This window comes from Myxococcales bacterium, from assembly GCA_016703425.1.
Classification (GTDB): Bacteria; Myxococcota_A; Polyangia; order Polyangiales; family Polyangiaceae; genus JADJCA01.
On the sequence record JADJCA010000011.1, the window covers coordinates 249,518 to 271,598 of the forward strand.

General features: G+C 67.7%; 20 protein-coding genes. 13 read left to right on the forward strand and 7 right to left on the reverse strand.

Annotation, left to right across the window (positions count from 1 at the left end):
- The first annotated feature begins 97 nt into the window (after nt 1–97).
- The 5 genes from IPG50_21835 (at nt 98) to IPG50_21855 (ending at nt 6,151) form a co-directional block, all read left to right on the forward strand.
- Nucleotides 98–583, forward strand: coding sequence for a hemerythrin domain-containing protein (locus IPG50_21835; GenBank protein ID MBK6694824.1), 486 nt, complete (start codon nt 98–100; stop codon nt 581–583).
- A gap of 48 nt (nt 584–631) precedes the next feature.
- The gene (locus tag IPG50_21840) at nt 632–1,741 is read left to right on the forward strand and encodes a class I SAM-dependent methyltransferase (GenBank protein ID MBK6694825.1); all 1,110 of its coding nucleotides are present in this window, start codon (nt 632–634) and stop codon (nt 1,739–1,741) included.
- 237 nt (nt 1,742–1,978) lie between these two features.
- Entirely contained in the window at nt 1,979–3,154 is a 1,176-nt protein-coding gene (locus IPG50_21845) for a hypothetical protein (protein MBK6694826.1), read from the forward strand.
- 91 nt (nt 3,155–3,245) lie between these two features.
- A complete protein-coding gene (locus IPG50_21850; GenBank protein MBK6694827.1) occupies nt 3,246–4,250 on the forward strand; it encodes a PAS domain S-box protein in 1,005 nt (334 codons plus the stop codon).
- Complete coding sequence (locus IPG50_21855) at nt 4,247–6,151, forward strand: response regulator (GenBank protein ID MBK6694828.1); 1,905 nt, start codon at nt 4,247–4,249, stop codon at nt 6,149–6,151. The genes IPG50_21850 and IPG50_21855 overlap by 4 nt, the downstream gene beginning before the upstream one ends.
- Here IPG50_21855 and IPG50_21860 read toward each other — a convergent pair.
- A complete protein-coding gene (locus IPG50_21860) occupies nt 6,123–7,289 on the reverse strand; it encodes a hypothetical protein (protein MBK6694829.1) in 1,167 nt (388 codons plus the stop codon). The genes IPG50_21855 and IPG50_21860 overlap by 29 nt on opposite strands.
- A 299-nt stretch (nt 7,290–7,588) precedes the next feature.
- Here IPG50_21860 and IPG50_21865 point away from each other — a divergent pair, with 299 nt between their 5' ends.
- The 8 genes from IPG50_21865 (at nt 7,589) to IPG50_21900 (ending at nt 16,020) form a co-directional block, all read left to right on the forward strand.
- Nucleotides 7,589–8,089 (forward strand): hypothetical protein, encoded by a 501-nt coding sequence (locus IPG50_21865; GenBank protein MBK6694830.1) that lies wholly within the window; start codon nt 7,589–7,591, stop codon nt 8,087–8,089.
- Nucleotides 8,090–8,375: 286 nt separating this feature from the next.
- Nucleotides 8,376–9,092, forward strand: coding sequence for a hypothetical protein (locus tag IPG50_21870; GenBank protein MBK6694831.1), 717 nt, complete (start codon nt 8,376–8,378; stop codon nt 9,090–9,092).
- 85 nt (nt 9,093–9,177) lie between these two features.
- On the forward strand, nt 9,178–10,431 hold the full coding sequence (locus tag IPG50_21875) for an APC family permease (GenBank protein ID MBK6694832.1): 1,254 nt from the start codon (nt 9,178–9,180) through the stop codon (nt 10,429–10,431).
- Nucleotides 10,432–10,475: 44 nt separating this feature from the next.
- On the forward strand, nt 10,476–12,032 hold the full coding sequence (locus IPG50_21880; protein ID MBK6694833.1) for a protein kinase: 1,557 nt from the start codon (nt 10,476–10,478) through the stop codon (nt 12,030–12,032).
- 92 nt (nt 12,033–12,124) lie between these two features.
- Complete coding sequence (locus IPG50_21885) at nt 12,125–12,826, forward strand: response regulator transcription factor (protein MBK6694834.1); 702 nt, start codon at nt 12,125–12,127, stop codon at nt 12,824–12,826.
- Between the two features lie 89 nt (nt 12,827–12,915).
- Nucleotides 12,916–14,241, forward strand: coding sequence for a HAMP domain-containing protein (locus IPG50_21890; protein ID MBK6694835.1), 1,326 nt, complete (start codon nt 12,916–12,918; stop codon nt 14,239–14,241).
- A gap of 70 nt (nt 14,242–14,311) precedes the next feature.
- Entirely contained in the window at nt 14,312–15,790 is a 1,479-nt protein-coding gene (locus tag IPG50_21895; protein MBK6694836.1) for a cytochrome P450, read from the forward strand.
- A complete protein-coding gene (locus tag IPG50_21900; GenBank protein MBK6694837.1) occupies nt 15,787–16,020 on the forward strand; it encodes a DUF4177 domain-containing protein in 234 nt (77 codons plus the stop codon). The genes IPG50_21895 and IPG50_21900 overlap by 4 nt, the downstream gene beginning before the upstream one ends.
- 19 nt (nt 16,021–16,039) lie before the next feature.
- Here the strand turns inward: IPG50_21900 and IPG50_21905 are convergent, their stop codons facing one another.
- The 6 genes from IPG50_21905 to ccoN all read right to left on the reverse strand — a co-directional run bounded on the left by IPG50_21905 (nt 16,040) and on the right by ccoN (nt 22,067).
- A complete protein-coding gene (locus IPG50_21905) occupies nt 16,040–16,432 on the reverse strand; it encodes a helix-turn-helix transcriptional regulator (GenBank protein MBK6694838.1) in 393 nt (130 codons plus the stop codon).
- Between the two features lie 188 nt (nt 16,433–16,620).
- Complete coding sequence (locus IPG50_21910; protein ID MBK6694839.1) at nt 16,621–17,358, reverse strand: sulfite exporter TauE/SafE family protein; 738 nt, start codon at nt 17,356–17,358, stop codon at nt 16,621–16,623.
- A 4-nt stretch (nt 17,359–17,362) separates the two neighbouring features.
- Nucleotides 17,363–18,802: a cytochrome c oxidase accessory protein CcoG gene (gene ccoG, locus IPG50_21915; GenBank protein ID MBK6694840.1), complete on the reverse strand. Its 1,440-nt coding sequence runs from the start codon at nt 18,800–18,802 to the stop codon at nt 17,363–17,365.
- 179 nt (nt 18,803–18,981) lie between these two features.
- A complete protein-coding gene (locus tag IPG50_21920) occupies nt 18,982–19,548 on the reverse strand; it encodes a c-type cytochrome (GenBank protein MBK6694841.1) in 567 nt (188 codons plus the stop codon).
- Entirely contained in the window at nt 19,545–19,742 is a 198-nt protein-coding gene (locus tag IPG50_21925) for a hypothetical protein (GenBank protein ID MBK6694842.1), read from the reverse strand. The genes IPG50_21920 and IPG50_21925 overlap by 4 nt, the downstream gene beginning before the upstream one ends.
- 15 nt (nt 19,743–19,757) lie before the next feature.
- A complete protein-coding gene (gene ccoN, locus IPG50_21930; protein MBK6694843.1) occupies nt 19,758–22,067 on the reverse strand; it encodes a cytochrome-c oxidase, cbb3-type subunit I in 2,310 nt (769 codons plus the stop codon).
- Between the last annotated feature and the right edge of the window lie 14 nt (nt 22,068–22,081).

Below are 22,081 nucleotides of genomic sequence, written 5' to 3' on the forward strand. Positions count from 1 at the left end.
CCGCGCAGATCGTGCTCGCCCGGAGGTGCGTCGCGCCAAATTCGCGCGCGCCTCGGGACGCGTCGATTCCGCGTTGTCGCCGACGTACACTGAGCGAGTGGGCGCGGAGAGCGAAAGAGGAGGGGCTAGCCCGTCGAGCGTCGGGTCTCCGCGGACGGCTGCGGAGATCCGCGAGCGCATCCTGGCCGAGCACCGGGAGCTTCGCGAACTCTTGGCCGAGGTGCTCACGCTCTCGCGTACCGTGGCCTCGCGCGACGACGAGGAGTCGCTCAAACTCGCCGTGCGAGCCCTCGTCTTGGTCTTCGGAGAGCACCTGCGCTCCGAAGAAGCGGTCCTCGTGCCGACGCTCGAGCGCGTCGAGCCGTGGGGCCCCGCGCGCGTGGAACGGCTCGACGAAGAGCACGCAACGCAACGGGCGATGCTGAAGGACATCTTTGCCAGCATCGGCAAGCTCGACGATCGGACGCAGCTCGCCGAACGGGCCGCGGCCTTCGCCACGCGCCTCCTCGACGACATGAACGAAGAAGAGGCGGACTTGCTGACACCAACGATCTTCCACGACGCGATCCTCGTCGTCGACTAAGGCGCGTTGCCCGTTGAATGCCGCCCCGTCCGCGGCTACGACGGTCGCATGAACCGACTGTTCCTCGCGCCCGTTGCCCTCTTGGTCCTCGCTTGCGGTGCCGCCGAGGCGACGCCAGTGGCGCCGCCACCACCGCCGCCCGTCGCGACCACGCCGCCCGTTGCCGCCGCACCGGTGCCCGTCAAGGCGCCCGAGCCCACGGCTGAAGAGAAGAAGAAGGCTGACGACGCGCGCCAGCTCAAAGAAGATCGCGCCAAGTGGGAAGAGGACCACAAGCTCGAGCTCGCGCGTTGGAACGCGGAGCTTCACGCTGAGGCAAAGGCCCTCGCGGACAAGAGCTTCCCCAACCTCAAAGCGGCCCTCACGGCAGCGATGGCGGGCCACCACCGCAAGCCCGGCGCCGCCGAACGCGACAAGTCGCGACACCCGCTGGAGACGCTCGAGTTCTTCGGCCTCAAACCCACCATGACCGTCATCGACGTCGGCCCCGGCGAAGGTTGGTACACCGAGCTCTTGGCGCCCGTGCTCGCAAAGGGTGGAAAGTACATCGGCACCTCCGCCGACCCGAACGGTCCCGCGGACGCGCGTGGCACCTTCTACGGCCAGCGGTTCAAGAGCTTCTTGGAGAAGGCGCCGGAGCTCTACGGCAAGGTGCAGACGATGGTCGTCGACGGAAAAGCGCCGAAGCTCGCGGCCGACGGCACCGTCGACATGGTCCTCATCATGCGCGGCGTGCACGGCATGAAGGGCGGCGGCACCTACGGCGCATGGCTCTCCGAAATCCACCGTGCGCTGAAGCCGGGCGGCGTCCTCGGCATCGAGGAGCACCGCGCCCTCGAGGGCGCGAACCCCGACGAGAGCGCGAAGAAGGGCTACATGCCGGAGAAGTGGGTCATCGAGCAAACGGAAGCGGCGGGCTTCAAGCTCGAGAAGAAGTCAGAGCTCAACGCGAACAAGAACGACACCAAGGACTACCCGGAGGGCGTCTGGACGCTCCCGCCGACGCTTCGACTGAAGGAGCAGGACCGGGCGAAGTACGTCGCCATCGGCGAGAGCGACCGGATGACCCTGAAGTTCGTGAAGGTGAAGCCCGCGACCGACAAAGCCGACAAGCCCGCGCCGGCCAAAGCTCCGGCGAAACCCGCCGCGAAGAAGTAACGGGCCGCGGGCCGCGGACAAATCCAGGCTCCTTGCAGCAATTGGGCACGATGTAGCCACGGCGCGCACGAGCTTGAGGCGATCCACCGATGGGGTGGCGGCCTCGGGCGCGTGCCACCTGCGTCACCCTTTTTCGCTGAGCCCGTTACGCCACGACGCGACCTCATGGTGTTGGGCGAGACGGGCGTGAGGCACTTGTGTTGCAGCGTGCACGATCCTCTGCCCCCTGGAGGATCGATGCCCCGTTCGTCCGCGCTCCCGTCCTTGCTCGCGTTGCTCGCGTCGTTCGCGCTCTTGGCCTGCTCTGCCGAGACGCCGGCCCCGGACGTTCCGCCGCTCGTTCCGGGCCAAGGCGGCGGCGCGCCGAACCCCGGCGCCAGCGCCGGCGCGAGCGACACGACCAGCGGGGTCGGGGCGGCGCCCGGGTCGCCGACGCCCTTGCCAACAGCGCCGCCTCTGGTCGGCCCCAACGCGCCCGCAGAACCAACCCCCCGCGACATGGCCAAGGCGTCTTGGTCGCCCATGAGCACGGTTGGCGCGCCCGCCGACGCCGAGTGCCCTTCAGCCGTGTGGACCGGCTCGAAGATGCTCGTGGTGGGTGGCTCCCACAGCCGCACGCTCGTCACGGCCTACGACCCCGTGACCGACACGTGGTCCTCGCTTCCGTCGAACAACATGCCGCCGGGTCGCGTCGAGGCGTCGGCCGTTTGGACCGGCTCGAAGCTCATTCAGTGGGGCGGCCGACAAGTCACCGCCGGTTGCTCGCCGTTCTGTTGGTACTACGAAGGCTACACGTACGATCCCGACAAGGGCTCTTGGACTCAGAACGCCAACGCCCCCGTCGTCGACGGGTTGTACTTTGCACGTTTTGGTCACGCGGCCGTGTGGACCGGCACGAAGATGTTCGTCTACGGAGGGAACTTCCCCTCCATCGTGTTCGGCCTCGCACAAACCTACGACCCAACGAGCAATCAATGGGCTGCGGCTCCGACCGCACCCGAGGCCCGCTCGATGGTCGCGGGCACGATGATGGGGGACAAGGCGCTCTTTTGGGGCGGCGCCGACTCCGTTGATCCGTCGACGGCCGCTGCGGCCTACGAGGCAGTGGTCTTTGATCCGACCACCCAGAAGTGGTCCGCGGCGCTCAAGCCTTCGCCGCTCAAGCCTCGCGCCGGCGTCTCGCTCGTGTGGACCGGGCGAGAAGCCGTCGTTTGGGGTGGGACGCTCGGCGCCGAGACCTTCGGCGACGGCGCAGCCTACAACCCACAAACCGGTGTTTGGAGCGTGCTTCCCAACAAGGGAGCGCCCTCGGCGCGCCGCTGCGCGGCGTCCGTGTGGACCGGCAAGGAGACCATCGTGTGGGGCGGCGTCTCCGGAGGAACGGCGCAAGCGTCGGGCGCCATCCTCCGCTGAACAAATCTCGACGCGCCCTCGATTCCTTTAAAAGGGGACCATCTTAGTCTTCTTTGATGCCGCGCTACGCAGCGGCGGATACGCTCGCGGCATGCCGTTGGGGGCTTCGAGCAACCTGTTCCGCCTCGTTCTTGAGGCGTCGCCTACGGGAATGCTCATGGCCGACGAAGACGGCATCGTCGTGCTCGTCAACGAGGCGACGGAGCGGCTCTTCGGCTACTCACGCGACGATCTCGTGGGCCTGCCGCTGGAGGTCTTGGTGCCGGCACGGTTTCGCGCGGGCCACCCCGCGCTTCGCAAGGACTACGCGGAGAGCCCGCGCATCCGCGCCATGGCGGAGAGCCGCGACCTCTACGGCGTCGCCAAGAACGGCGAGGAAATTCCCCTCGAGATCCGTTTGAACCCCGTGACCATGGAGGGGCGTCGCTACGTCCTCAGCAGCATCGTCAACGTCAGCGAGCGAAAGCTCGCGGCGGCGGCCCTCGAGGCCTCGCTGAAGGAGAAGGAGACGCTCCTTCGCGAGGTTCATCATCGGGTGAAGAACAACCTGCAGGTCATCTCGAGCCTGTTGAACCTCCAAGCGGCCACGAGCGACGAGCAGCTGAAGGACAGGCTCCTCCAGGTTCGCGATCGCATCCATTCCATCGCCATGATCCACGAGAGCCTTTACGGCGCCGTCGATCTGGCTCGCGTCAACTTCGCCGACTACCTAAGGCGACTAACCACCAACCTCGGGGGCCTCGGGGCCGGGCGCACCGAGATCACCGTCGACGCGGAGGGCGTGATGGTCCCGCTCGACGTCGCTGTGCCGTGCGGCCTCATCGTGAACGAGCTGGTCACCAACGCCGTGAAGCACGGGATTGGGCAGCGGAACGGTTGCGTTCGCATCGTGGCCACGCACCCGAACGACGCGGGCCCGCTAACGCTCACCGTGAGAGACAACGGCGTCGGCCTACCCGACGGACTCGATCCGACGACTGGGGGAAACATGGGAATGATGATTGTCGCGACGCTCATTCGTCAGCTCGGCTCCTCGCTTCGAGTCAAGAGAGAGGGGGGCACCGAGATCTCCTTCGACGTCCCGGTGCACCCGTGAGGGCGAACATCGAGCGCCCACGCGTCCTTATCGTGGAAGACGAGGGCCTCGTGGCAATGGACATCGCGCAGTGCCTCGCGGAGACCTGCGAGGTGACGGGCATCGCCGACTCGTCCACGGAGGCCGTCGCGCAGGCCGCCGACAAGCGCCCCGACGTGGTGCTGATGGACATCCACATTCGCGGTCTCCTTGATGGCATCGGCACCGCCGCTCTGCTCCAAGAGCAGTTCGACGTGCCGATCGTCTACCTAACGGCGCACGGTGATTCGGATACGACGGCGCGGGCGCGCAGGACCAACCCGTTTGGGTACCTGCTGAAGCCCTTCAAGCAGGTCGATCTCGTGAGCAGCGTCCGCATTGCCGTGGCGCGGCACCAGGGAGTCCTCGAACTCCGGAATCGCGAGCGAATTCTCGCGACGACCTTGCGCTCCATCGGAGAGGCCGTGCTCCTCACGGACGGAACCGGACGGGTGACTTCGGTCAACCCCGCCGCCGAGGAGCTTCTCGGAGCGACCGCGCGAGACGTCGCGGGCAAGAACGCGGAGGCGCTCTTTTCGCTCAAGTCTCAGGCATCCGGCCTCGCCATCCCGTCGCCCGTCGGACAGGTCCTCGACACGCGAACGAAGGCTCAACTCGACGCGGCCGTGCTCACGCGGCTCGACGGCGGCGAGCGCCCCGTGTGCGGGAGCGCCGCGCCAATCCTCGACGGCGAGCTCTGTGTGGGGAGCGTCCTGGTTTTCCGGGACATGACCGAGGCCATGAAGCTCCAGCGCGAGCTCGAGTTCGCCGCGCGGATGACGTCGCTCGGCGTGCTCGCGGCCGGCATCGCCCACGAGATCAACAACCCGCTGACGTTCATCCTCGCGAACCTCGACGACAGCATCCGCGAGCTCGACAACACGACCGACGCCTCGGAAGAATTGACACAGTGGCTTCGTGAGGCGAAGGGCGGGGCCCAGCGCATCGCAACCATCGTCGGGGGCCTGCGCAGCTTCAGTCGCCGCGAAGAAAACGACACCCTCGTCGATCTCGATGAGGTCCTGGAGTGGGCCGTCGTCATCACGACACACCGGTGGGGACACCGCGCCAAGGTCATGCGTGAGCTTGATGCGATTCCGCGGGTTCAAGGCAACGCGAGCCGGCTCCGACAGGTCTTCGTCAACCTCCTCACCAACGCGGCGGACGCCATCGTCGCCGCCCCCGCTCGCCTCGGCCTCATTGGCCTGCGCTCGTACACCGACGCGGAGGGCTTCGCCGTGATCGCCGTCAGCGACAACGGCGACGGGATTCCAGAGGCCGAGCGGGCCCGAATCTTCGAGCCGTTCTTCACGACGAAGCGCGCCGGTGCAGGTCTAGGCCTTGGTTTGTCCATCTGTCACGGCATCGTCACAGCGTGCGGCGGCACCCTGAACGTCACGAGCGTGGTCGGCAAGGGAACGACGTTCACCGTGCGGCTACCCCCCCCCAAAAAGACCGAAGCCGTGCCCACCGCGGGCCTTCACGCAGTGCCTGACACGGCGGCGCTGACGCTCGCGAGGAGGCGCGTCCTGGTCGTCGACGACGACGACATGGTTCGGTTAGCTATGGCGCGCGTGCTGCAGAGCCACCACGACGTGATCGCCGTCGCGACGGTCGACGAGGCCCTGACCACGCTCGCGGAGCGCCGCGTCGACGTCGTGCTGTGCGACCTCATGATGCCGGGGCGGAGCGGCATCGACCTGTATCGGACGGTGGCCGCGTCACATCCTGCACTGCTCGAGCGCGTCGCGTTCGTCACCGGTGGCGCCGTCACTCCCGTGGCCATGGAGTTTCTCAGCACCGTCAATCCGCCGCGGCTCGATAAGCCTTTCACGGCAGCATCGTTGCTGGCGCTCATCGAATCGCTGGCGCTGCGCTCCTAGCGCGGGGCTCGCCCAAGTGGGCAGCCCGCGCGAGGCCCTCTGCGTAGGCCGCGCGGTCGCGGAACGTGCCGCGAACGAAGGCGACGCCGCGGCCATGTTGTTCGAGCGCATCGTGCGTGGCGGCGCCGGGGAGACACCGCCGCGCCTCGGCGAGCGCGAGACGAAAGGCTGCGGCCTGCTCCTCGGTCTCCCAGAGCGACGCCCACGCGAGCGCGTGCGGGACGCTCGCTTGCGGCGTTGGAACCGACGGGGAGCCGACAACGAACCGTTCGCCAACGAGGCCACCGAGGAGCGTCGCGCGCTTCCGGCACCGTGATGCGACGAGCTGAGTCCGGAACTCGCCCAACGAACCGCCTCCTTCGCGCACGAGCCCAGCGGGGATTGGGGGCTCCGGTAGCACTCGCGGCTTGTGACCGCGCAGGAAGGCTTCCGGGTGCAGGATTTCCATGGTGCTCGTCGGCGGCGCTCGAAAGGCGGCGTCAATGCGCGCCGTGCCGCCCACCTCGTAGAGGCGGGCCACAAAGCGCAGGCCCGCTAAGTAAGGAAAGAGGGCCTCCTCGCGCTCGTCGTTCGGGGCTCCGAGGACGCGTTGCGAAGCGCCCACCGCGCGCGCGACGGTGGCGCCCGGCAGCGCGTCGATGGCCCCGAGTGCGCGGGCGAGGAACGTTCCCTCCGCCTCGCCAACGCGACGCGCGGCGAGCCGTTCGCGAAGCAAGACCGCGTCCCCTTCGTAGAGCGCCTCGGCGGCGAGAGCCTCGTCGGGCGACGCGCCATCGGCGATGAGTCCGAAGTGTTGGTCCTGCAGCGCGTGAACCAGCTCGTGGGCGACGATGCCGTCGAAGCGGGAGCGTCCTTCCGACGCGGCGTCGCCGCGGACGATGAGTCGGTGGGTGACGAAGTCGTAGAGTCCGACGTAGCGCTCTTGCGAGGCGCCGCCGGAAGCCGCGCGCGTGGGGCCCAGCCCAAAGACGCGGGCCACGAGGGCACGCGACGGGTGCGGCGACGACGCGGTGCTCGCGCGCACGCGGCGCACGAAGTCGACGCGACCGAGGAGCTCCACCGCAACGGGGCGACGAAAGGCGAGGCCGCGAAGCGCGGTCACCTCGGCGAAGAGCTCCGCGTGCGAGCCCGCGGGCATGGTCGCTGCCTCTGCGGCGCTCGCGGAGGGCGCCGGCGAGGCGCTAGCCGACGCCTGCGGTGGTGTGTGTCCGGCGTCGGTCCGAGCGGAGCCGATCGGTGCCATGGGCGGAACCACGGTGGCGCCACGCGGTGCACAGCCGCCTAGGAGGAGCGCGGCCAGGAGCGCGCGGCCGAGGAGCCAAGGCTGTCCCACGCTGACCAGACAGGGCCTTTGCGCCGAAGTTCCCGCCTTGTCGGGGGCGGGATTGGCTCTAAATTGCCGTCGCGGCCCGACCCGAGCGGGCCTTGCGAGGGGCGATGACGCGATCAACGACGGTTCGCGAGGCGCGCGACGCGTACCTCGCGGAGAACGGCTTCACCGTGGCCGGCTACGACGAACCCAAGACGGAAGCGTCGTTCATGGGGATTCGCTTCACGGTGCCAAACACGCCGCGGCATCGCTTCGCGATCATGCTCCACGACCTGCACCACGTGGCCACGGGCTTTGGAACCGACATCGTCGGCGAGGGGGAGATCTCCGCCTGGGAGCTGAGGCACATTCGAGCGCTCGGGTGGTACGTGGGCGGCATCGTGGCGCTCGGCGCTTTCGCCGGCGCCGCCGCGGCGCCGCGCCGCGCGTGGGCCGCGTTCCGCGGGATGCGCGGCAAGACCCTCTTTGACTTGGCCCGGACGGAAGCCGAATACGAAGCGCTGCTGGAGCTCGATGTGAGCGAGCTTCGACGGAGGCTGAACGTACCTCCGGACGGCCTTGCGCGGGGGCCGCGCCACCTGCACCGATACGCGCCGCCGCGGCCCTAGATGGGCGTCGATTTTGTGATCCATCGGCGGTCCTCGGGCCATGATCGCCGCGATGAGTCAGAACGCGATGGCTTGCTCTCGCTGCGGTGCACCGACTTGGGCCGGTGCGGCATGCGCACGATGCGGAGCTCCGCCGGCGGGCGCCCCGGCGCAGGGGTATGGCCCTTCGCATGCCCAAGGCGCGCCGCCCAACGCCTATGGTCCGCCGGGCGCGCACGGCGGTCCCCCATTTGGAGCGGCCCCACCGGGCCCAGGCCCCTACGGGGCGCCGGGTATGGCGGGCGGGATGGGCCCGGGCATGCCGGTGAACCCCGCCGCCGCGATGTTCGTAAACGCCATGGGTCAGGTGCCGGGGGCTGGCCGCAAGAGCAGCGTGCTTCCGATCCTTGGGGTCGTCTTGGTCGTGCTCCTCGTGGGTGCCGGGAGCGTCGCCTTCGCGTTCTTGAAAGGCAGCTTGTTCCAGCCCAAAGGAACGGCCAACGCGAAAGACTTCGGCATCGATCCCGCGAGGGCGACGCCCGAGGCGATCCTCACGGCCGCCACCAAGCTCGCGAAGGGCTGGCGCTCCGACGCTCAATTCCGAGCGCTCTCCGTCAACGGCCTCCGTGTCGACGGCACCGTTGACCTCACATCGGGCAACGCGCAGGTCGAGTTTTTCTCTCCGTCGCGCGTCGCGGCCTTCACCGAGAAGGGGCGCCAAGATTCAGTGAAGAAGTTCGCCTTCAACAGCGAGCGCATCGTCTTCAAAGATCGCTGGGACGTGAAGAAGAAGCCTTGGAAGTTCGTGCAGGCCACGCCAACGCCGAGCTGCCCCAGCAGCGAGCTAGGCAAGGTTCTCAAGGCCGCCGGAGCGAAGGCCGACGCAAAGGGCATCCTCGCCGTTCATCCGCGTTATGGGGCGACCTACAAGGTGAACATGGGTCCCTTGAACAAGTGGTATTCGCTCACCGACTGCAAGGAGCTCTTCTCCGCCGGCAGCGGCTCCGCCGACGACGACGAATGAGCGCGCGAAGACGCTGTCGGCTCCGTCCGACAGCTTGATGAGACGCGCTCACGGCGCAGACGTGAGCTACGTGTACCCTGCGCCCGTGGACGAGCCGAATCGCGCCATCGGCACCGCTTCGCTCCTCGCGCTCGGCGTCAACGGCATCGTCGGCGTTGGCATTTTCTTCGCGCCATCGGCGCTCGCGGCGGAGGTCGGCGCGACGGGAAGCGTGCTCGTTCTCCTCGCGGTGGCCGCAGCCCTTGTGCCGGTGGCGCTTTGCTTCGCGATCTTAGGGAAACGTTTCCCTGTCGACGGCGGGCCCGTCGCGTTCGCGCGAGACGCCTTCGGGCCGCGCACCGCATTCGCCGTCGGTTGGCTCGCCTATGCGAGCGCGCTCTTCAGCTCTGCCGCCGTCGTGTCAGGCCTCGTTCAGGCGACCTTCGGCGCCGGCCCCAAGAGCACCGCGATCGCCGTGGGCGCGGCGCTGGTGCTCGCCGCGATCGTCGCGCTGGGCGTCGACGTGTCGAGGCGCGCGTGGTCGACACTCACCGCGCTGAAGCTCGCGCCGCTCGTCGCTTTGGCCTTCGTCTCCGTGGTCAGCACGCGAGTCGCTGAACCGGCGCCGGCGGACGCCGCTGTGTTCACCGCGAGCGGCGCGCTGCGCGCGGCGCTGACCGCATGTTTTGCCTTCCAGGGTTTCGAGATCATCCCGGTCATCGCAGGCCAGACGAAGCGCGTCGAGCGGGCCGTCCCGCGCGCCATCCTCGGCTCGCTGCTCTTCGCGGCAGCGCTCTACGCGCTGCTCCAGTGGGGCTTCGTTCGGTCCGGCGTGCCGCTGACGTCGACGGAACCGCTCGTCGACGCGGGCGCGCGGCTTTCGGGGCCCCGCTTCGGCGCGGTCTTGCGCGCGGGAACGAGCGTCTCGGCGCTGGGCATCGCCTTCGGAATGATGGTGACCACGCCGCGCTACCTCTCGGCCGCCACCTCCGGTCGCCTCGCCGCGACCGATCGGCGCGGCGTGCCGCAGCGGGCGCTCTTCGTCACGGCGGTCGCCCTTGTCGGTCTCCTGACCTTCGCCCGCCTCGCCGAGCTCTTCGTTCTCTCGAGCCTGGCCGTCGTCATTCAATACGCGGCGGTCGCACTATCCCTCTTGCGGCTCGCGGCTCGGCGGCGCCACGGGCTCGGGCCGAAGCACTACCTGCCGGCCATCGCGACCCTCATCTTTTCCGTGACGCTCTTGGGCTCGCCCTCGGCGACGGAGTGGCGAGTCTTCGCGGCTCTCCTGGTGGTCGGCGTATTTGCGTACTTTTTTGCGGGGGTTCGGGGTACGCGCCGCGCCCAAGAGCCGCCCCCGTAACGACGAGCATTGGTGCCGAGCCCGTCCCTTGGTAGGAGAGGGGCGTGACAGAAAAGGCCCTTGGCGCGGACGCGCCCTACGAAGTCCTCGCTCCCCTCGCCGGTGGTACCTACGGCGAGAACCTCGTCGCCGTGCGGAAGGACCGCCTCGGCGTCGGTAAGCTCGTCGTCCTGCGTCAACTCAGGCGAAGCCTCTCGAGCGATCGCGGCGCGGCCCAGGCCTTCGTCGAAATGGGCAAGCGCGCCGTGCGCCTATCGCACCCCAACGTCGTCACCACGTTCGAGCTGACGGAGCGGGGCGGAACGCTCGCCGCCGTGACCGAATACTCCGAGGGCGAGCCGCTTGACGCGATCATGGCGGCGGTCGTCTCGGCGCCCAGCGCCGTCGATCCCCGACTGTGGCTCCTCTTGATCTACGAGGCCCTGGCGGGACTCCACTACGCTCATGAGCTCGACGACTTCGACGGCTCGCCGCTCGAGCTCGTGCACGGTGGGCTCACGCCGCGACGCATCTTCGCCTCCTACACGGGACGCGTCTTTCTGACGGACTTCGGCCTCGCCACCTTGGCCCCCCACGCGAAGCGCATCGAGGGAACGTATCTGCCGGAAATGGTCGGCTACGCGTCGCCGGAGCAGCGCTCCGGCCTCGAGACCGATCGCCGGAGCGACATCTTCTCCATCGGCGTCATTCTCTGGGAGCTCTTGTCGGGCAAGCGGCACCACGCCCCAGCGGACCTCGAGACGGAGATGGAGCCCTTGCCCAACCTCAAGGAGCTCAAGGAGGGCATCGAGCCGACGTTGGCGGCAGCCGTCGCGCGCGCCGTCGCCCTCAATCCGTCGGCGCGCTGGGCCACAGCAGCGGAGTTCAAGCGCGCGCTCGAGCCGCACGTGGACCTCGGCCTCTTGCGACGCGGCGCCATCGGTGAGTCGGTGGCGGCGCTTTTCGCCAAGTCGCGCGACAAGATCCCTTCGCTCTTGGCACGTCGCCTCGAGCCGCTCGGCAAGCAGGGCCCCTTGTCGTTGGCGCTGCGTCCGTCGGCGCCGCCCGGCGCGACGGAAGACGCCGAGGAGGAGGCCTTCCTCCTCGCTTCCCCCATCGAACCGGTCTCCGAAGCGCAGGTCATTTCCGTGCGCGAACTGGTGAGCGAGTCGGAGCTCCTCGAAGGGGCCGGTGCCGGTGGCAGCGCCGACGCGGCCCCGCCGGTCTTGAGCAGCGTGGAGCTGGTGGTCGATTTCGGCTCTGGGCAGTTGCCGGAACCGGGCGACGGAGCCCGCGCGCCGGTGCCCGTCGAGTCGGCGCCGGTCATGACAGAACGCAGTCCTCGCGCGAGTCTTTCGGCGGACCCGGGCGCACAGGTCTCCGTCGCGCCGCCTACGGAGGTCACGCCCCGAGTGGCCGAAGAGTCCGCCGAGGAAGGCGCCCGGCCCACACTCACGGAGGCGGCGCCGGCTTCCGCGAGCGCGCCGGAGGCGCTGGCCTCGACGCCCAAGCCGAAGGCGGCTGAGGCGAAGGGCAGCGTCCCGCCGAAGGCCGAGCCGAAGACTGCCCCCCCATCCGACAAAGGAAGCGGATCCGGCAAGAACGAACCGGACAAGGCCTGAGGTACTCGCCCGTCATCGACACGTCACAGAAACGGCACACGCGCTCGTTACAACGCGCTCCAGCAACCACGAGAGTATGAGGAGCAACGATGATGGCTCGCATCTTGGTCGTTGAGGACGAGAAGGATCTTCAAGAAATTCTCGACTACAACCTTCGGCAAGCGGGCCACAAGACCTACCTGGCCGACACAGGCCACGCGGGCCTGCGCATCGCCCGGGAGAAGAAGCCCGACGTGGTCCTGCTCGACCTCATGCTCCCCGACATCGCCGGGACCGAGGTCTGTCGAGCGCTCAAGTCTGAGGCAGCGACGCGCGACGCGCAGGTCATCATGGTGACCGCGAAGGGCGAGGAAATCGATCGCGTGGTGGGCTTCGAGCTCGGCGCCGACGACTACGTGACGAAGCCTTTCAGCGTGCGCGAGTTGTTGCTCCGCATCCAGGCCGTCCTTCGCCGCGTCACCGGAGAGCTCGAGACCGACAAGCTCGTCTCCTTTGGTGATCTGCGCGTCGATCGGGCGGCCCATCGGGCCTGGGTTCGCGACACCGAGATCGAGCTCACGGCCCTCGAGTTCAAGCTGCTGATCACGCTCTTCGATCGCAAGAACCGCGTGCAGTCGCGCGGCACCTTGCTCCGCGACGTGTGGAACCTCGACGCCGAGATAGAGACGCGCACCGTTGACACGCACGTCAAGCGCCTCCGGGAGAAGCTCGGCTCGGCCGCCGAGTACATCCAAACGGTGCGCGGCACGGGCTATCGGTTCGCCGAAGACCCAGCCGAGGAGCCCGACGGTTGACGCGGGGCTATCCCCTCCGACTCTTCTTCGTCGCCGCGGTTCTGGTCTTCCTTCCGTTCGCGTGGGCGCGCCGTTGGGCGCCTGACACGATGACGTTTTTCGCCTACGGCGCCGGGGCGGCGCTCGTGACGGGCGCGCTGGTGGCCGCGCTCGCGTCCTCATGGTTGCGACGAGAGGTGCGGCTCCTGACGGAGGCCGCGACGCGCATCGCCGCCGGGGAACACGGCGTGCGCACCCGCGTCTCCGGCGACGGGGGCGGCGATGGCGAGATGGAGCGACTCGGCGGCGCCCTCGATCGGCTCGCAGAGACGCTCGGCGCAGCGACGAATGATCTGCGCACCGAGCGGGATCTCGTCGCCGGCATCCTCGACGGGATGCAGGAGGGCGTCCTCTTGATTCAAGGCGACGGCTCGGTGGGGTTGGTGAACACGTCGCTCCGCGAGATGTTCCTCTTGAGCGGCGACGTCGTCGGCCGTCCCCTCTTGATGGTCTTGCGACACTCGGTGTTGCTCGAACTCGTCGAGACGGTCCGTCGACGCAAGAAGGCGGCGTCCGGCGAGATTGAGCTAGGGGGCCTCAAACCACGACGACTCTTGGTGCGGATCGCCCCGTTGGCAAAGGACCTTGCGTCTCAACTGGTCGTGGTCGTCGACGTAACTGAGTTGCGTCGCCTGGAGCGGGTGCGGCAGGACTTTGTTGCGAACGTGTCCCACGAGCTTCGCACGCCGGTCGCGGCGATCCAATCGGCCGCCGAAACGCTCGGCGACGGGGCCCTCGGCGACGCGGTCGCGGCGCCGCGCTTCTTGGACATGATCGCCCGCAACAGCGCGCGCCTCCGAAACCTTATCGACGACCTGCTCGATTTGTCCCGCATCGAAGCCAACGAGTTTGCCGTTCACGTGGCGACGACGAACCTCGCCGCCGCGGTGGCGCAGGTGTTCGCGGGCGCGCGAGCGGCCGCCGACCGCCAACGCGTCACCCTCGCTTCGGAGATCGCAGCGCGTGGTGAGACGGCGATGACCGATCCAAGGGCCGTCGAGCAGATCCTGGGCAATCTCGTCGACAACGCCGTCAAGTACTGCCCCGGCGCTCTCGTGACGGTGACCATCGTGCCACGGGACGGTGGTGGCGTTTCCTTGCGCGTGGCCGACACGGGGCCGGGCATTGAACCGAGACACATCGGCCGAATCTTCGAGCGCTTCTATCGGGTCGACGCGGGGCGCTCGCGCGACCTTGGCGGCACGGGCCTTGGCCTCTCCATCGTCAAGCACTTGGTCGACGCCTTAGGCGGCACGGTCCACGTCGAGAGCGTGGTCGGACGCGGCACAACCTTCACCGTCGAGTTGCCGGCCCGAAGCGAGTCCGGCGTGATGCCCAGCGACGGCGAGCCTCCCGCCGCTACTGGAGCGCCGTGACCGGGAACGAGGCCTCGGCGGGGCCGCCTTCGACGTCGTCCCGCCGCCAATTACGCTCTAAGCTCACGCGGTGACCCGCGTCGCCGATCTCCCTGTGTTGCCAGGTGTGGAGCCGGTCTTCGGCCACGTGCGGCGCATGCAGCGCGATCGACTGGGCTTCCTCTACGACGTCGCCCACGACGTCGATCGCCTCTCGCGCTTTGGCACCGTGGCCGCCGAAGGCGCCATCGCCAACCACCCGGAGGTCCTGGCCGAGCTCTTTGTCGAGAAGGCCCGCGTCTTCGACAAATCGTTCATCACGCGCTTCGCGCTGGGGCCCCTCGGTGGCGAAGGGCTCTTTACGAGTCGATACGACCTGTGGCGTGGGCAGCGCAGGATCATGGCGCCGCTCTTCCATCCGTCGCAGCTCGCGCGCTACGCCACCGACATGGTTCGCTGCGCCGAGCGGGTCACGTCCGAGTGGAGCGACGGCGAGACCTTCGAGCTCTTGCGCGAGACCACGCGTATGACCATGAGCATCGCCGGCAAGACGCTGTTCGACGCCGAGACGCTCGGCGAAGCCGACGCCATTGGCCGGGCGCTCAACACCACGCTCGACTGGGCCGCAAAGAACTCACCGGGGCCGCTGGCCATCGCGCATCTGCTCGCGCGAGAGGCGCTCGTTCGGGGGGCGCGCGCTCTTCCGCAAGGCGCGTTGGCCAACACACTTCGCGAGACCGCGTCACGCTTCGAGAGGCCGGTTGCGCTCGTGGGCGAGAGCGGACGCAAGCTCAAGGCCGCCGTCGCTGTGCTCGACGCGGAGGTCGAGCGCATGATCGCCACGCGGCGACGAGAGGCCGCGCTGGGCCGCGCGCCCACCGATCTGTTGGCGCGCCTCCTGGCAGCGCAGGACGACGACGGCACCCGCATGACCGACCGGCAGCTCCGCGACGAGGTCCTCACGCTCTTCGTCGCCGGCCACGAAACGACGGCGACGGGGCTCGCGTGGACGGTCCATTGCCTATGCCAGAACCGGGATGTCTACGCAGCCGTGCAGCGGGAGGTCGACGCGCTCGGTCACGAGCCCTCGTTGCACGACCTTCCGGCGCTAGACCTCACGCTGCGCGTCTTCAAGGAGGCCCTCCGACTTTACCCGCCTGTCTATCTCCTCGGTCGGCAGGCCACGACCGAGACGACGCTCGACGGCGTCGCCTTCGGCGACCGCGCCATCGTCCTCGTCGCGCCTTTCGCGCTCCACCGGCGAAGGGACCTTTGGCCCAACCCCGAGCGCTTCGACCCGAGCCGCTTCGTTGCTGCGGAAGAGGCCAAGCGACACCGGCTCGCCTGGTTGCCCTTCGGCGCCGGCCCGCGCGTGTGCATCGGAAATCACTTCGCGCTCATGGAGGCTCAACTCGTGCTCGCGACGATGTTGCGGCGCGCAGAGTTCGAGGCCACCGACGACGAAACGCCGCTCGCCGGCGCGACGCTGCGACCGAAGCACGGCGTCCGCGTGCGCGTCAAAGTCCGCCAGAAGAAGGCGACCCAATGGACCGGCGCTGAACTCTCATGAGCGACCCCCGACTACCAGAGGACGTCGACCCGGCGGCCAAAGAGTACAAGGTCGTTGAGCTCGCGACGGTGACCGACGAAGAGGTCGAACGCGTGCTCAACGACCTCACGCGATCGGGATGGGCCTTCGAAGGGATGCAGTTCGCGATGCGAGAGGCGTCGCGACGCCCCTCGATGGCCTTCTTGTTCTTCTCGCGTCGACGCAAGGACGACGGGGTCGCTGACCCCTGATCGGCACGACGGCCGCGTTTCACGGCCGCGCCAGCGCCAAGGACGACCGAAACCGCATCGGCGTGGCCCCCGTCCACCGGCGAAACGCGCGACAGAGCGCGCTCGAGTGAGAGAAGCCGAGGCGGAACGCGAGCTCACGAAGGGGCGGCGCCGCTTCGAGGGTCGCCTCGAGCGTTGACAGCGCGAGACGCCGACGAGCGTCGTCTACAACCTCGCGGTACGTGGTGCCCTGCTGATGAAGCCGACGCCGTAGCGTCCGAGCGCTCATGCCAAGCTCGGCAGCGACGTCCTCGATTTGGGGAGCTTCGCCACAGAAGCCCGCCTGGATGGCCCTCACGAGCTCGTCCAGGGGAAAGCCTTGTCCGGCAACTCTGTGGCGCGCCTGCGGCTTCGCGTGGACGATGGCTTCCATGAGGCGGTGACATTGCAACGGGCCTGCCATCACAGGCCGCAATGAACAAGCGGGCTTTTCGCGGCGTTTTTCACCCTCGCGCGCGCCCTTTCGTCTTGATCGTCGGCCCGAGGTGGGCGCCTCGGTGGCCTGTGCACGTGTGCACGAACAAGTCACAGGTGCCGACGCCGAGGCGGGCGCCCGCCGAGTCAGAGATTCGTCGCGGGCATCGCCGTCGCGACGCGACCCTCGTGAAGGCGTTCACCGGCGGCCGCCACGTGCATGACGCCGAGCCCGACGAGGATCACGCCAAAGGCGCGCCGGACCAGGGGCCGCGCGAAGAGCTTAGCCACCGCCTCCGCCACGACGCCGACGCTCACAACCGCGGGCAACGTCCCGAGCCCGAAGGCGGTCATGACAAGGGCGCCGCGGAAGAGAGAGCCCGAGGCCGCCGCGACACTTAGTGCAGAATACACGAGTCCGCACGGAACGAAGCCCCACGCGGCGCCGAAGAGGGCCGCTTTCGGCAAGGTGTTCAGCGGCAAGAGACGCCTGGCGAACGGCGTGACGCGGCGGAAGAGGGGACCGCCCAATCGCTCGACGGTGACAAAGGCGGGAAAGAGACCGATGAGAAACAGGCCGAGCGACAGAAGCAGCAGGCCCGACGCGAGCTCGAGCGCGCCCTGTCCCTTTTGAAGACCGGCGCCGAGTCGGGCGCCGAGGCCGCCGAGCGTCAGACCCAGCGCCACGTAAGCCGTCAGGCGACCGGCGTTCTGAGCCAAGAGGAGCAGCGGCCGCGACGGCTGCGTTCGGCGAACGAGCGCCGCCGGCGCCAGGAGCGGGCGAGGGTCGGCGGTGAGCGACGCGAAGCCGGAACACATGCTGACGCAGTGGCTCGCGCCCAGGAGGCCGAGCGTGAACGCCGAGGCGATGATCGCGGCGCTCATCGGCTCACCTCTTCGGCCCGAGGAAGGGCAGCGTGATGGTTCGTGCGTCGGCCTCAAACCCCTTCGGCACCACACGCAGTGGCAACGCTCGATCGGAGACGAAGTCGTTCGCTGGGAGCGTGACGAAGACCGGAGCGCTGACCTGCTCGAGCGGCTTGAGGCGCACCTCGCGGAGCGGCACGAGGAAGGTCGCCCCCGGCGCGGGCACCGGCTCGATGAGGAACACCGTCTCGCTCGAGCGCTTGTTCACGATGTGAATGGTGAAGGCGTTGCGGACGAGGCCGCCCTCAAGGGTATAGGGCGGCCCTTGGACGCGCAGGACGTTCGACTCGAAGTCGACGCGACGGCCGTAGGCGAAGGTCGCCGCGGCCACGCCGAATGCGCCGAGCACGAGGTAGAGCGCGATGCGCGGGCGGAAGAACCGCCGCGGCTGCCCCACCAGGCCCGCCATCGAGTCATAGCGAATCAGCCCGCGGGGCCGATTGAGCTTGTCCATGATCTCGTCGCAAGCGTCGATGCAGGCGGTGCAGGCCACGCAATCCATCTGCAAACCGTTGCGAATGTCGATGCCCGTCGGGCAGACGGTAACGCAGCGACCGCAATCGACGCAGTCACCATGCTTCTCCGCTGCGTCGCCGGCGGTGGCGTCGGCTTTCTTGGCCTTGCCGCGCGGCTCGCCGCGGGACTTTTCGTAGCCGATGACGAGCGAGTCGGGGTCGAGGAGAGCCGACTGGAGCCGGCCGTAAGGGCACAGGATCACGCAAAACTGCTCGCGAAACCAGGCGAAGTTGAAGAGCAGGATGCCCGTCAACACGGCAACCACGGCGAAGGCCTCCGGGTGCGCCGCCGGAGATTGCTGCATGGCGCGGAGCAACTGTGGCACCGACACGAAGTACGCGAGCAGCACATGCGCGATGAGGAACGCGAGCACCACGTAGCCCAGGTGCGTCAGCGTCTTGCGCCACACCTTGTCCCAGGTGAGCGGCCCCGCGTTGCGGCGAAGGCGCTTCTCGCGAGGCCCCTGCAGAAGCCTCTCGAGGCGACGGAAGAGCGCCTCCAGAAACACCGTCTGCGGACACGCCCAACCGCACCAGACGCGACCGGCGGCTGCCGTGAGGAACACGAGGCCGAAGGCCGCGCCCGTGACAACGAACACCAGCATCCAGATGTCTTGGGCGTTGAAGGAGGCGCCGAAGAGGAAGAAGCTGCGGCTCTCGATGTCGAGGAAGACAGCGGGGTGACCGCCAACGTTGATCCACGGCAGCGCGACGTAGACGGCCAGCAGCACCACGAAGACAAGTTTGCGCGCCGTCGCGAAGCGCCCCTTCACGTCGGCGGGGTGCACGTAGGCGCGCGACCCGTCGAGGTGAAGCGAGCTCTTCATGTCCACCAGCGGCAGGTGGACGGTCTTGCCGCCGGGACTCGGTGTTACGGGCTTGTCCATACCGTGATGCTCACTCCGAAGCCCCCGAAGATGCTGAGCCAGTGCGGCGACTCAAGGATTCACGACTAGACGGATGGTGGAAGGAAGAGAGCACCCAGAACGGCCCCCAGAGACGGCCGAACCGGGTGGCTCTCGCACTGCTATCGACACATTCTGGAGACGAATCGTCTGTTGAAGACCTATCGGCCCGCGAATTTCTCGCCCTGCGGCGCCTTGCCCCCGGGCACGTTGGTGTTGCGGAGCGAAAGCACGTAGGCGGATACCGCTTGCGTCTTGGCTTCGCCGAGCTGCGGGCCCCACGCTGGCATGCCCTTGGCAACGACGCCGTCCTTCATCGTCTTGTAGATCGACATGGGGTCGCCGCCGTGGATCCAGTACTCGTCGGTGAGGTTTGGTCCGATGGTGCCGCCGCCGGTGGGTGCGTGACAGGGCGCGCAGAATGTAACGAACCCCTCCTTGCCGTCCTTGAGCGCGGAGGTGTCGGCGGCGAGCGCGACGAGGGTGTTCTCGTCGGCACCCTTGCCGGCGCGTTTTGCCGCCTCAACCGTCTCGCGACGCAGCTCCGCCACCGGCAGCTCGCCGGCCCCGAGGCCGTGGTAGTAAAACCAGTAGCCGATGCCGAAGATGACGCTTCCGTAGAGGGTCCACAGCCACCAAGTCGGGAGCTTGTTGTCGTACTCCTGGATGTCGCCGTACTCGTGAACGACCTTGTTTTCGCCGTGCCGTTCCTGTGACCGGTCACTCATGACTGCCTCCCTGCGGTGGAGCTTTCGTGTTCAGGTGCAAGCGGAAGCTCAGCCATGGCTTGGAGCCCGCGCCCACGTTTTCCAAAGGTCCGAACGAGCACGACGACGAAGAAGGTCACGAACAGCACGATGCTGATGAGCGGAAAGAACAGAAGCCCGCTCTCTTCGAAAAATTTCGAGGCAATGAATCGCATAGCTTCGCTCCTTCCTCAGCGGCGCTCGGCGACGGGCGCCGTGGCGGGTTTGGCGTCGGCCTTGCGACCGAGCGATTGCATGTAGGCCACAAGGGCGACGAGTTCGCTGTCTTCGCGGGCATCCTCGGCGCCGCCTTCACGCAGCTCTTTGGTCACCGCCGCGGCCTGTGCGCGAGCGGCTGCGCTCGCGCCTTGGACCTCCGCGTTCGTGTACGGGACGCCGAGCGTTTGCATCGCCGCCACCTTGACGGCGACAGCGTCGAAGTCGACCTTGGCGGCCGCCATGAACGCATAGGGGGGCATGTTCGATCCTGGCGAGGTTGCGCGGGGGTCCTGCATGTGGCGCCAGTGCCAGAGATGCGGGTACTTGCCGCCAACGCGCGAGAGATCCGGCCCGGTCCGCTTCGACCCCCACTGGAAGGGGTGGTCATAGGCCGAGTCTGCCATCTCCGAGTGGTTGCCGTAACGAGCCGTCTCGAAGACCATCGGTCGAATCATCTGCGAGTGGCACGTGTAGCAACCTTCACGGATGTAGACGTCTCGGCCCTCGAGCTCGAGCGGCTTGTAGACGCCACCGGTCGCGACGCGAGCGTCGGTCTTTGAGATGACGACGGTGGGGATAATCTCGGCGATGCCGCCGACGAGGATCGCCAGCACCGAGAAGACGGTGAAGAGCAGCGGTCGCCCCTCGATGATCCGGTGCCACGTGGGCTTACCGGGTACGTTGCTCACCTTGAGGGCAATGACGCCGCCAATCCCAACGGCGAGACCGATGACCACCGTTCCAATGGCTGCGCTCACGTTGAGGAAGCCTGCCGAGCCGATGAGAACCACGACGAGGACCGTGAGGATCATCGGTGCACCGAAGACCAACTGCGTCCAGGGCACCTTGTCTTCAGCGGACGCGACGGGGCGGACGACCTGCACCTCGCCATCGACGGCCTTGCCAGAGCGGGCCGTCATGAGGAGGTTGTAGGCCATGAGCAGGAAGCCCAGCAGGTAGAGCGTCCCACCGGCGAGGCGCACCCAGTACATCGGGCGAATGGCGATGAGCGTCTCGACGAAGTTGGGATACTGGAGCGCGCCATCGGGCGTCTGAGCGCGCCACATCATGCCTTGCGTGATGCCGCTCACCCACATCGAGATGACGTAGAGAATGATCCCCACGGTGCCGAGCCAGAAGTGCGTGTCGGCGAGCGACTTGGAGTGGAGCTTCGTGCCGAAGAGGCGGGGGACCATCCAATAGAAGAGGCCCGCGGCCATGAAGCCGTTCCAGCCGAGCGCGCCCGAGTGCACGTGCCCGATGATCCAGTCGGTGTAGTGGGCGAGGCCGTTGACCGACTTGATGGAGAGCAGCGGGCCCTCAAACGTGGCCATTCCGTAGAAGGTGACGGCCGCCACGAAGAACTTGAGCACCGGCTCCTCGCGGACCGTGTTCCAGGCCCCGCGCAACGTGAGCAAGCCGTTGAGCATCCCGCCCCACGAGGGAGCGAGGAGCATGACGCTGAAGATCATGCCGAGCGTCTGCGCCCAGTCGGGGAGCGCCGTGAAGAGCAGGTGGTGCGGGCCGGCCCAGATGTAGAGAAAGATCAGCGCCCAGAAGTGAACGATGCTGAGGCGGTAGGAGTAGACGGGGCGATCGGCCGCCTTCGGCAAGAAGTAGTACATGATGCCGAGCACGGGGGTGGTCAGGAAGAACGCCACCGCGTTGTGGCCGTACCACCACTGGACGAGCGCATCCTGCACGCCGCCGTAGATTGAGTAGCTCTTCATCGCGAAGACCGGCAACGCGAGGCTGTTCACGATGTGGAGGACCGCGACGGTGACGATCGTCGCGATGTAGAACCAGAGCGCTACGTAGATGTGCTTCTCGTTCCGCTTCGCCAAGGTCCAGAAGAAGTTGATCGCGAAGACGACCCAGACGAGCGCGATGGCAATATCGATGGGCCACTCGAGCTCGGCGTATTCCTTGCCGGTCGAGAAACCGAGCGGCAACGAAACAGCCGCCGCGGCGATGATGGCTTGCCACCCCCAGAAGTGAATCTTGCTCAGCGCATCGGACGCCATGCGCGCCTTTAGGAGGCGCTGCGTCGAGTAGTAGATCCCCGCAAAGATCATGTTCCCGACGAAGGCGAAGATCACCGCGTTCGTGTGCAGCGGGCGAAGACGCCCGAAGGAGAGCTGCGGCGCGACGTTCGCGGGAAAGAAGGCCAGCTGCAGCGCGATGATCACACCGACGAGCAGGCCCACGATGCCGAAGATCACCGAGGCCGCGATGAAGAGCCGCGGCGTCGAGTCATCAAAGACGACCGTCGACTTCTCCAGTTGAGCAGGAGTGT

What these genes read in the sequence shown, in the direction of transcription:
- IPG50_21840 (MBK6694825.1), top strand. Translation starts at nt 632, where the DNA reads ATGAACCGACTGTTCCTCGCGCCCGTTGCCCTCTTGGTCCTCGCTTGC.
- IPG50_21845 (MBK6694826.1), top strand. Translation starts at nt 1,979, where the DNA reads ATGCCCCGTTCGTCCGCGCTCCCGTCCTTGCTCGCGTTGCTCGCGTCG.
- IPG50_21850 (MBK6694827.1), top strand. Translation starts at nt 3,246, where the DNA reads ATGCCGTTGGGGGCTTCGAGCAACCTGTTCCGCCTCGTTCTTGAGGCG.
- IPG50_21860 (MBK6694829.1), bottom strand. Translation starts at nt 7,289, where the DNA reads ATGCCCGCGGGCTCGCACGCGGAGCTCTTCGCCGAGGTGACCGCGCTT.
- IPG50_21865 (MBK6694830.1), top strand. Translation starts at nt 7,589, where the DNA reads ATGACGCGATCAACGACGGTTCGCGAGGCGCGCGACGCGTACCTCGCG.
- IPG50_21870 (MBK6694831.1), top strand. Translation starts at nt 8,376, where the DNA reads ATGGGCCCGGGCATGCCGGTGAACCCCGCCGCCGCGATGTTCGTAAAC.
- IPG50_21885 (MBK6694834.1), top strand. Translation starts at nt 12,125, where the DNA reads ATGGCTCGCATCTTGGTCGTTGAGGACGAGAAGGATCTTCAAGAAATT.
- IPG50_21890 (MBK6694835.1), top strand. Translation starts at nt 12,916, where the DNA reads ATGACGTTTTTCGCCTACGGCGCCGGGGCGGCGCTCGTGACGGGCGCG.
- IPG50_21900 (MBK6694837.1), top strand. Translation starts at nt 15,787, where the DNA reads ATGAGCGACCCCCGACTACCAGAGGACGTCGACCCGGCGGCCAAAGAG.
- IPG50_21905 (MBK6694838.1), bottom strand. Translation starts at nt 16,432, where the DNA reads ATGGAAGCCATCGTCCACGCGAAGCCGCAGGCGCGCCACAGAGTTGCC.
- IPG50_21910 (MBK6694839.1), bottom strand. Translation starts at nt 17,358, where the DNA reads ATGAGCGCCGCGATCATCGCCTCGGCGTTCACGCTCGGCCTCCTGGGC.
- ccoG (MBK6694840.1), bottom strand. Translation starts at nt 18,802, where the DNA reads ATGGACAAGCCCGTAACACCGAGTCCCGGCGGCAAGACCGTCCACCTG.
- IPG50_21920 (MBK6694841.1), bottom strand. Translation starts at nt 19,548, where the DNA reads ATGAGTGACCGGTCACAGGAACGGCACGGCGAAAACAAGGTCGTTCAC.
- IPG50_21925 (MBK6694842.1), bottom strand. Translation starts at nt 19,742, where the DNA reads ATGCGATTCATTGCCTCGAAATTTTTCGAAGAGAGCGGGCTTCTGTTC.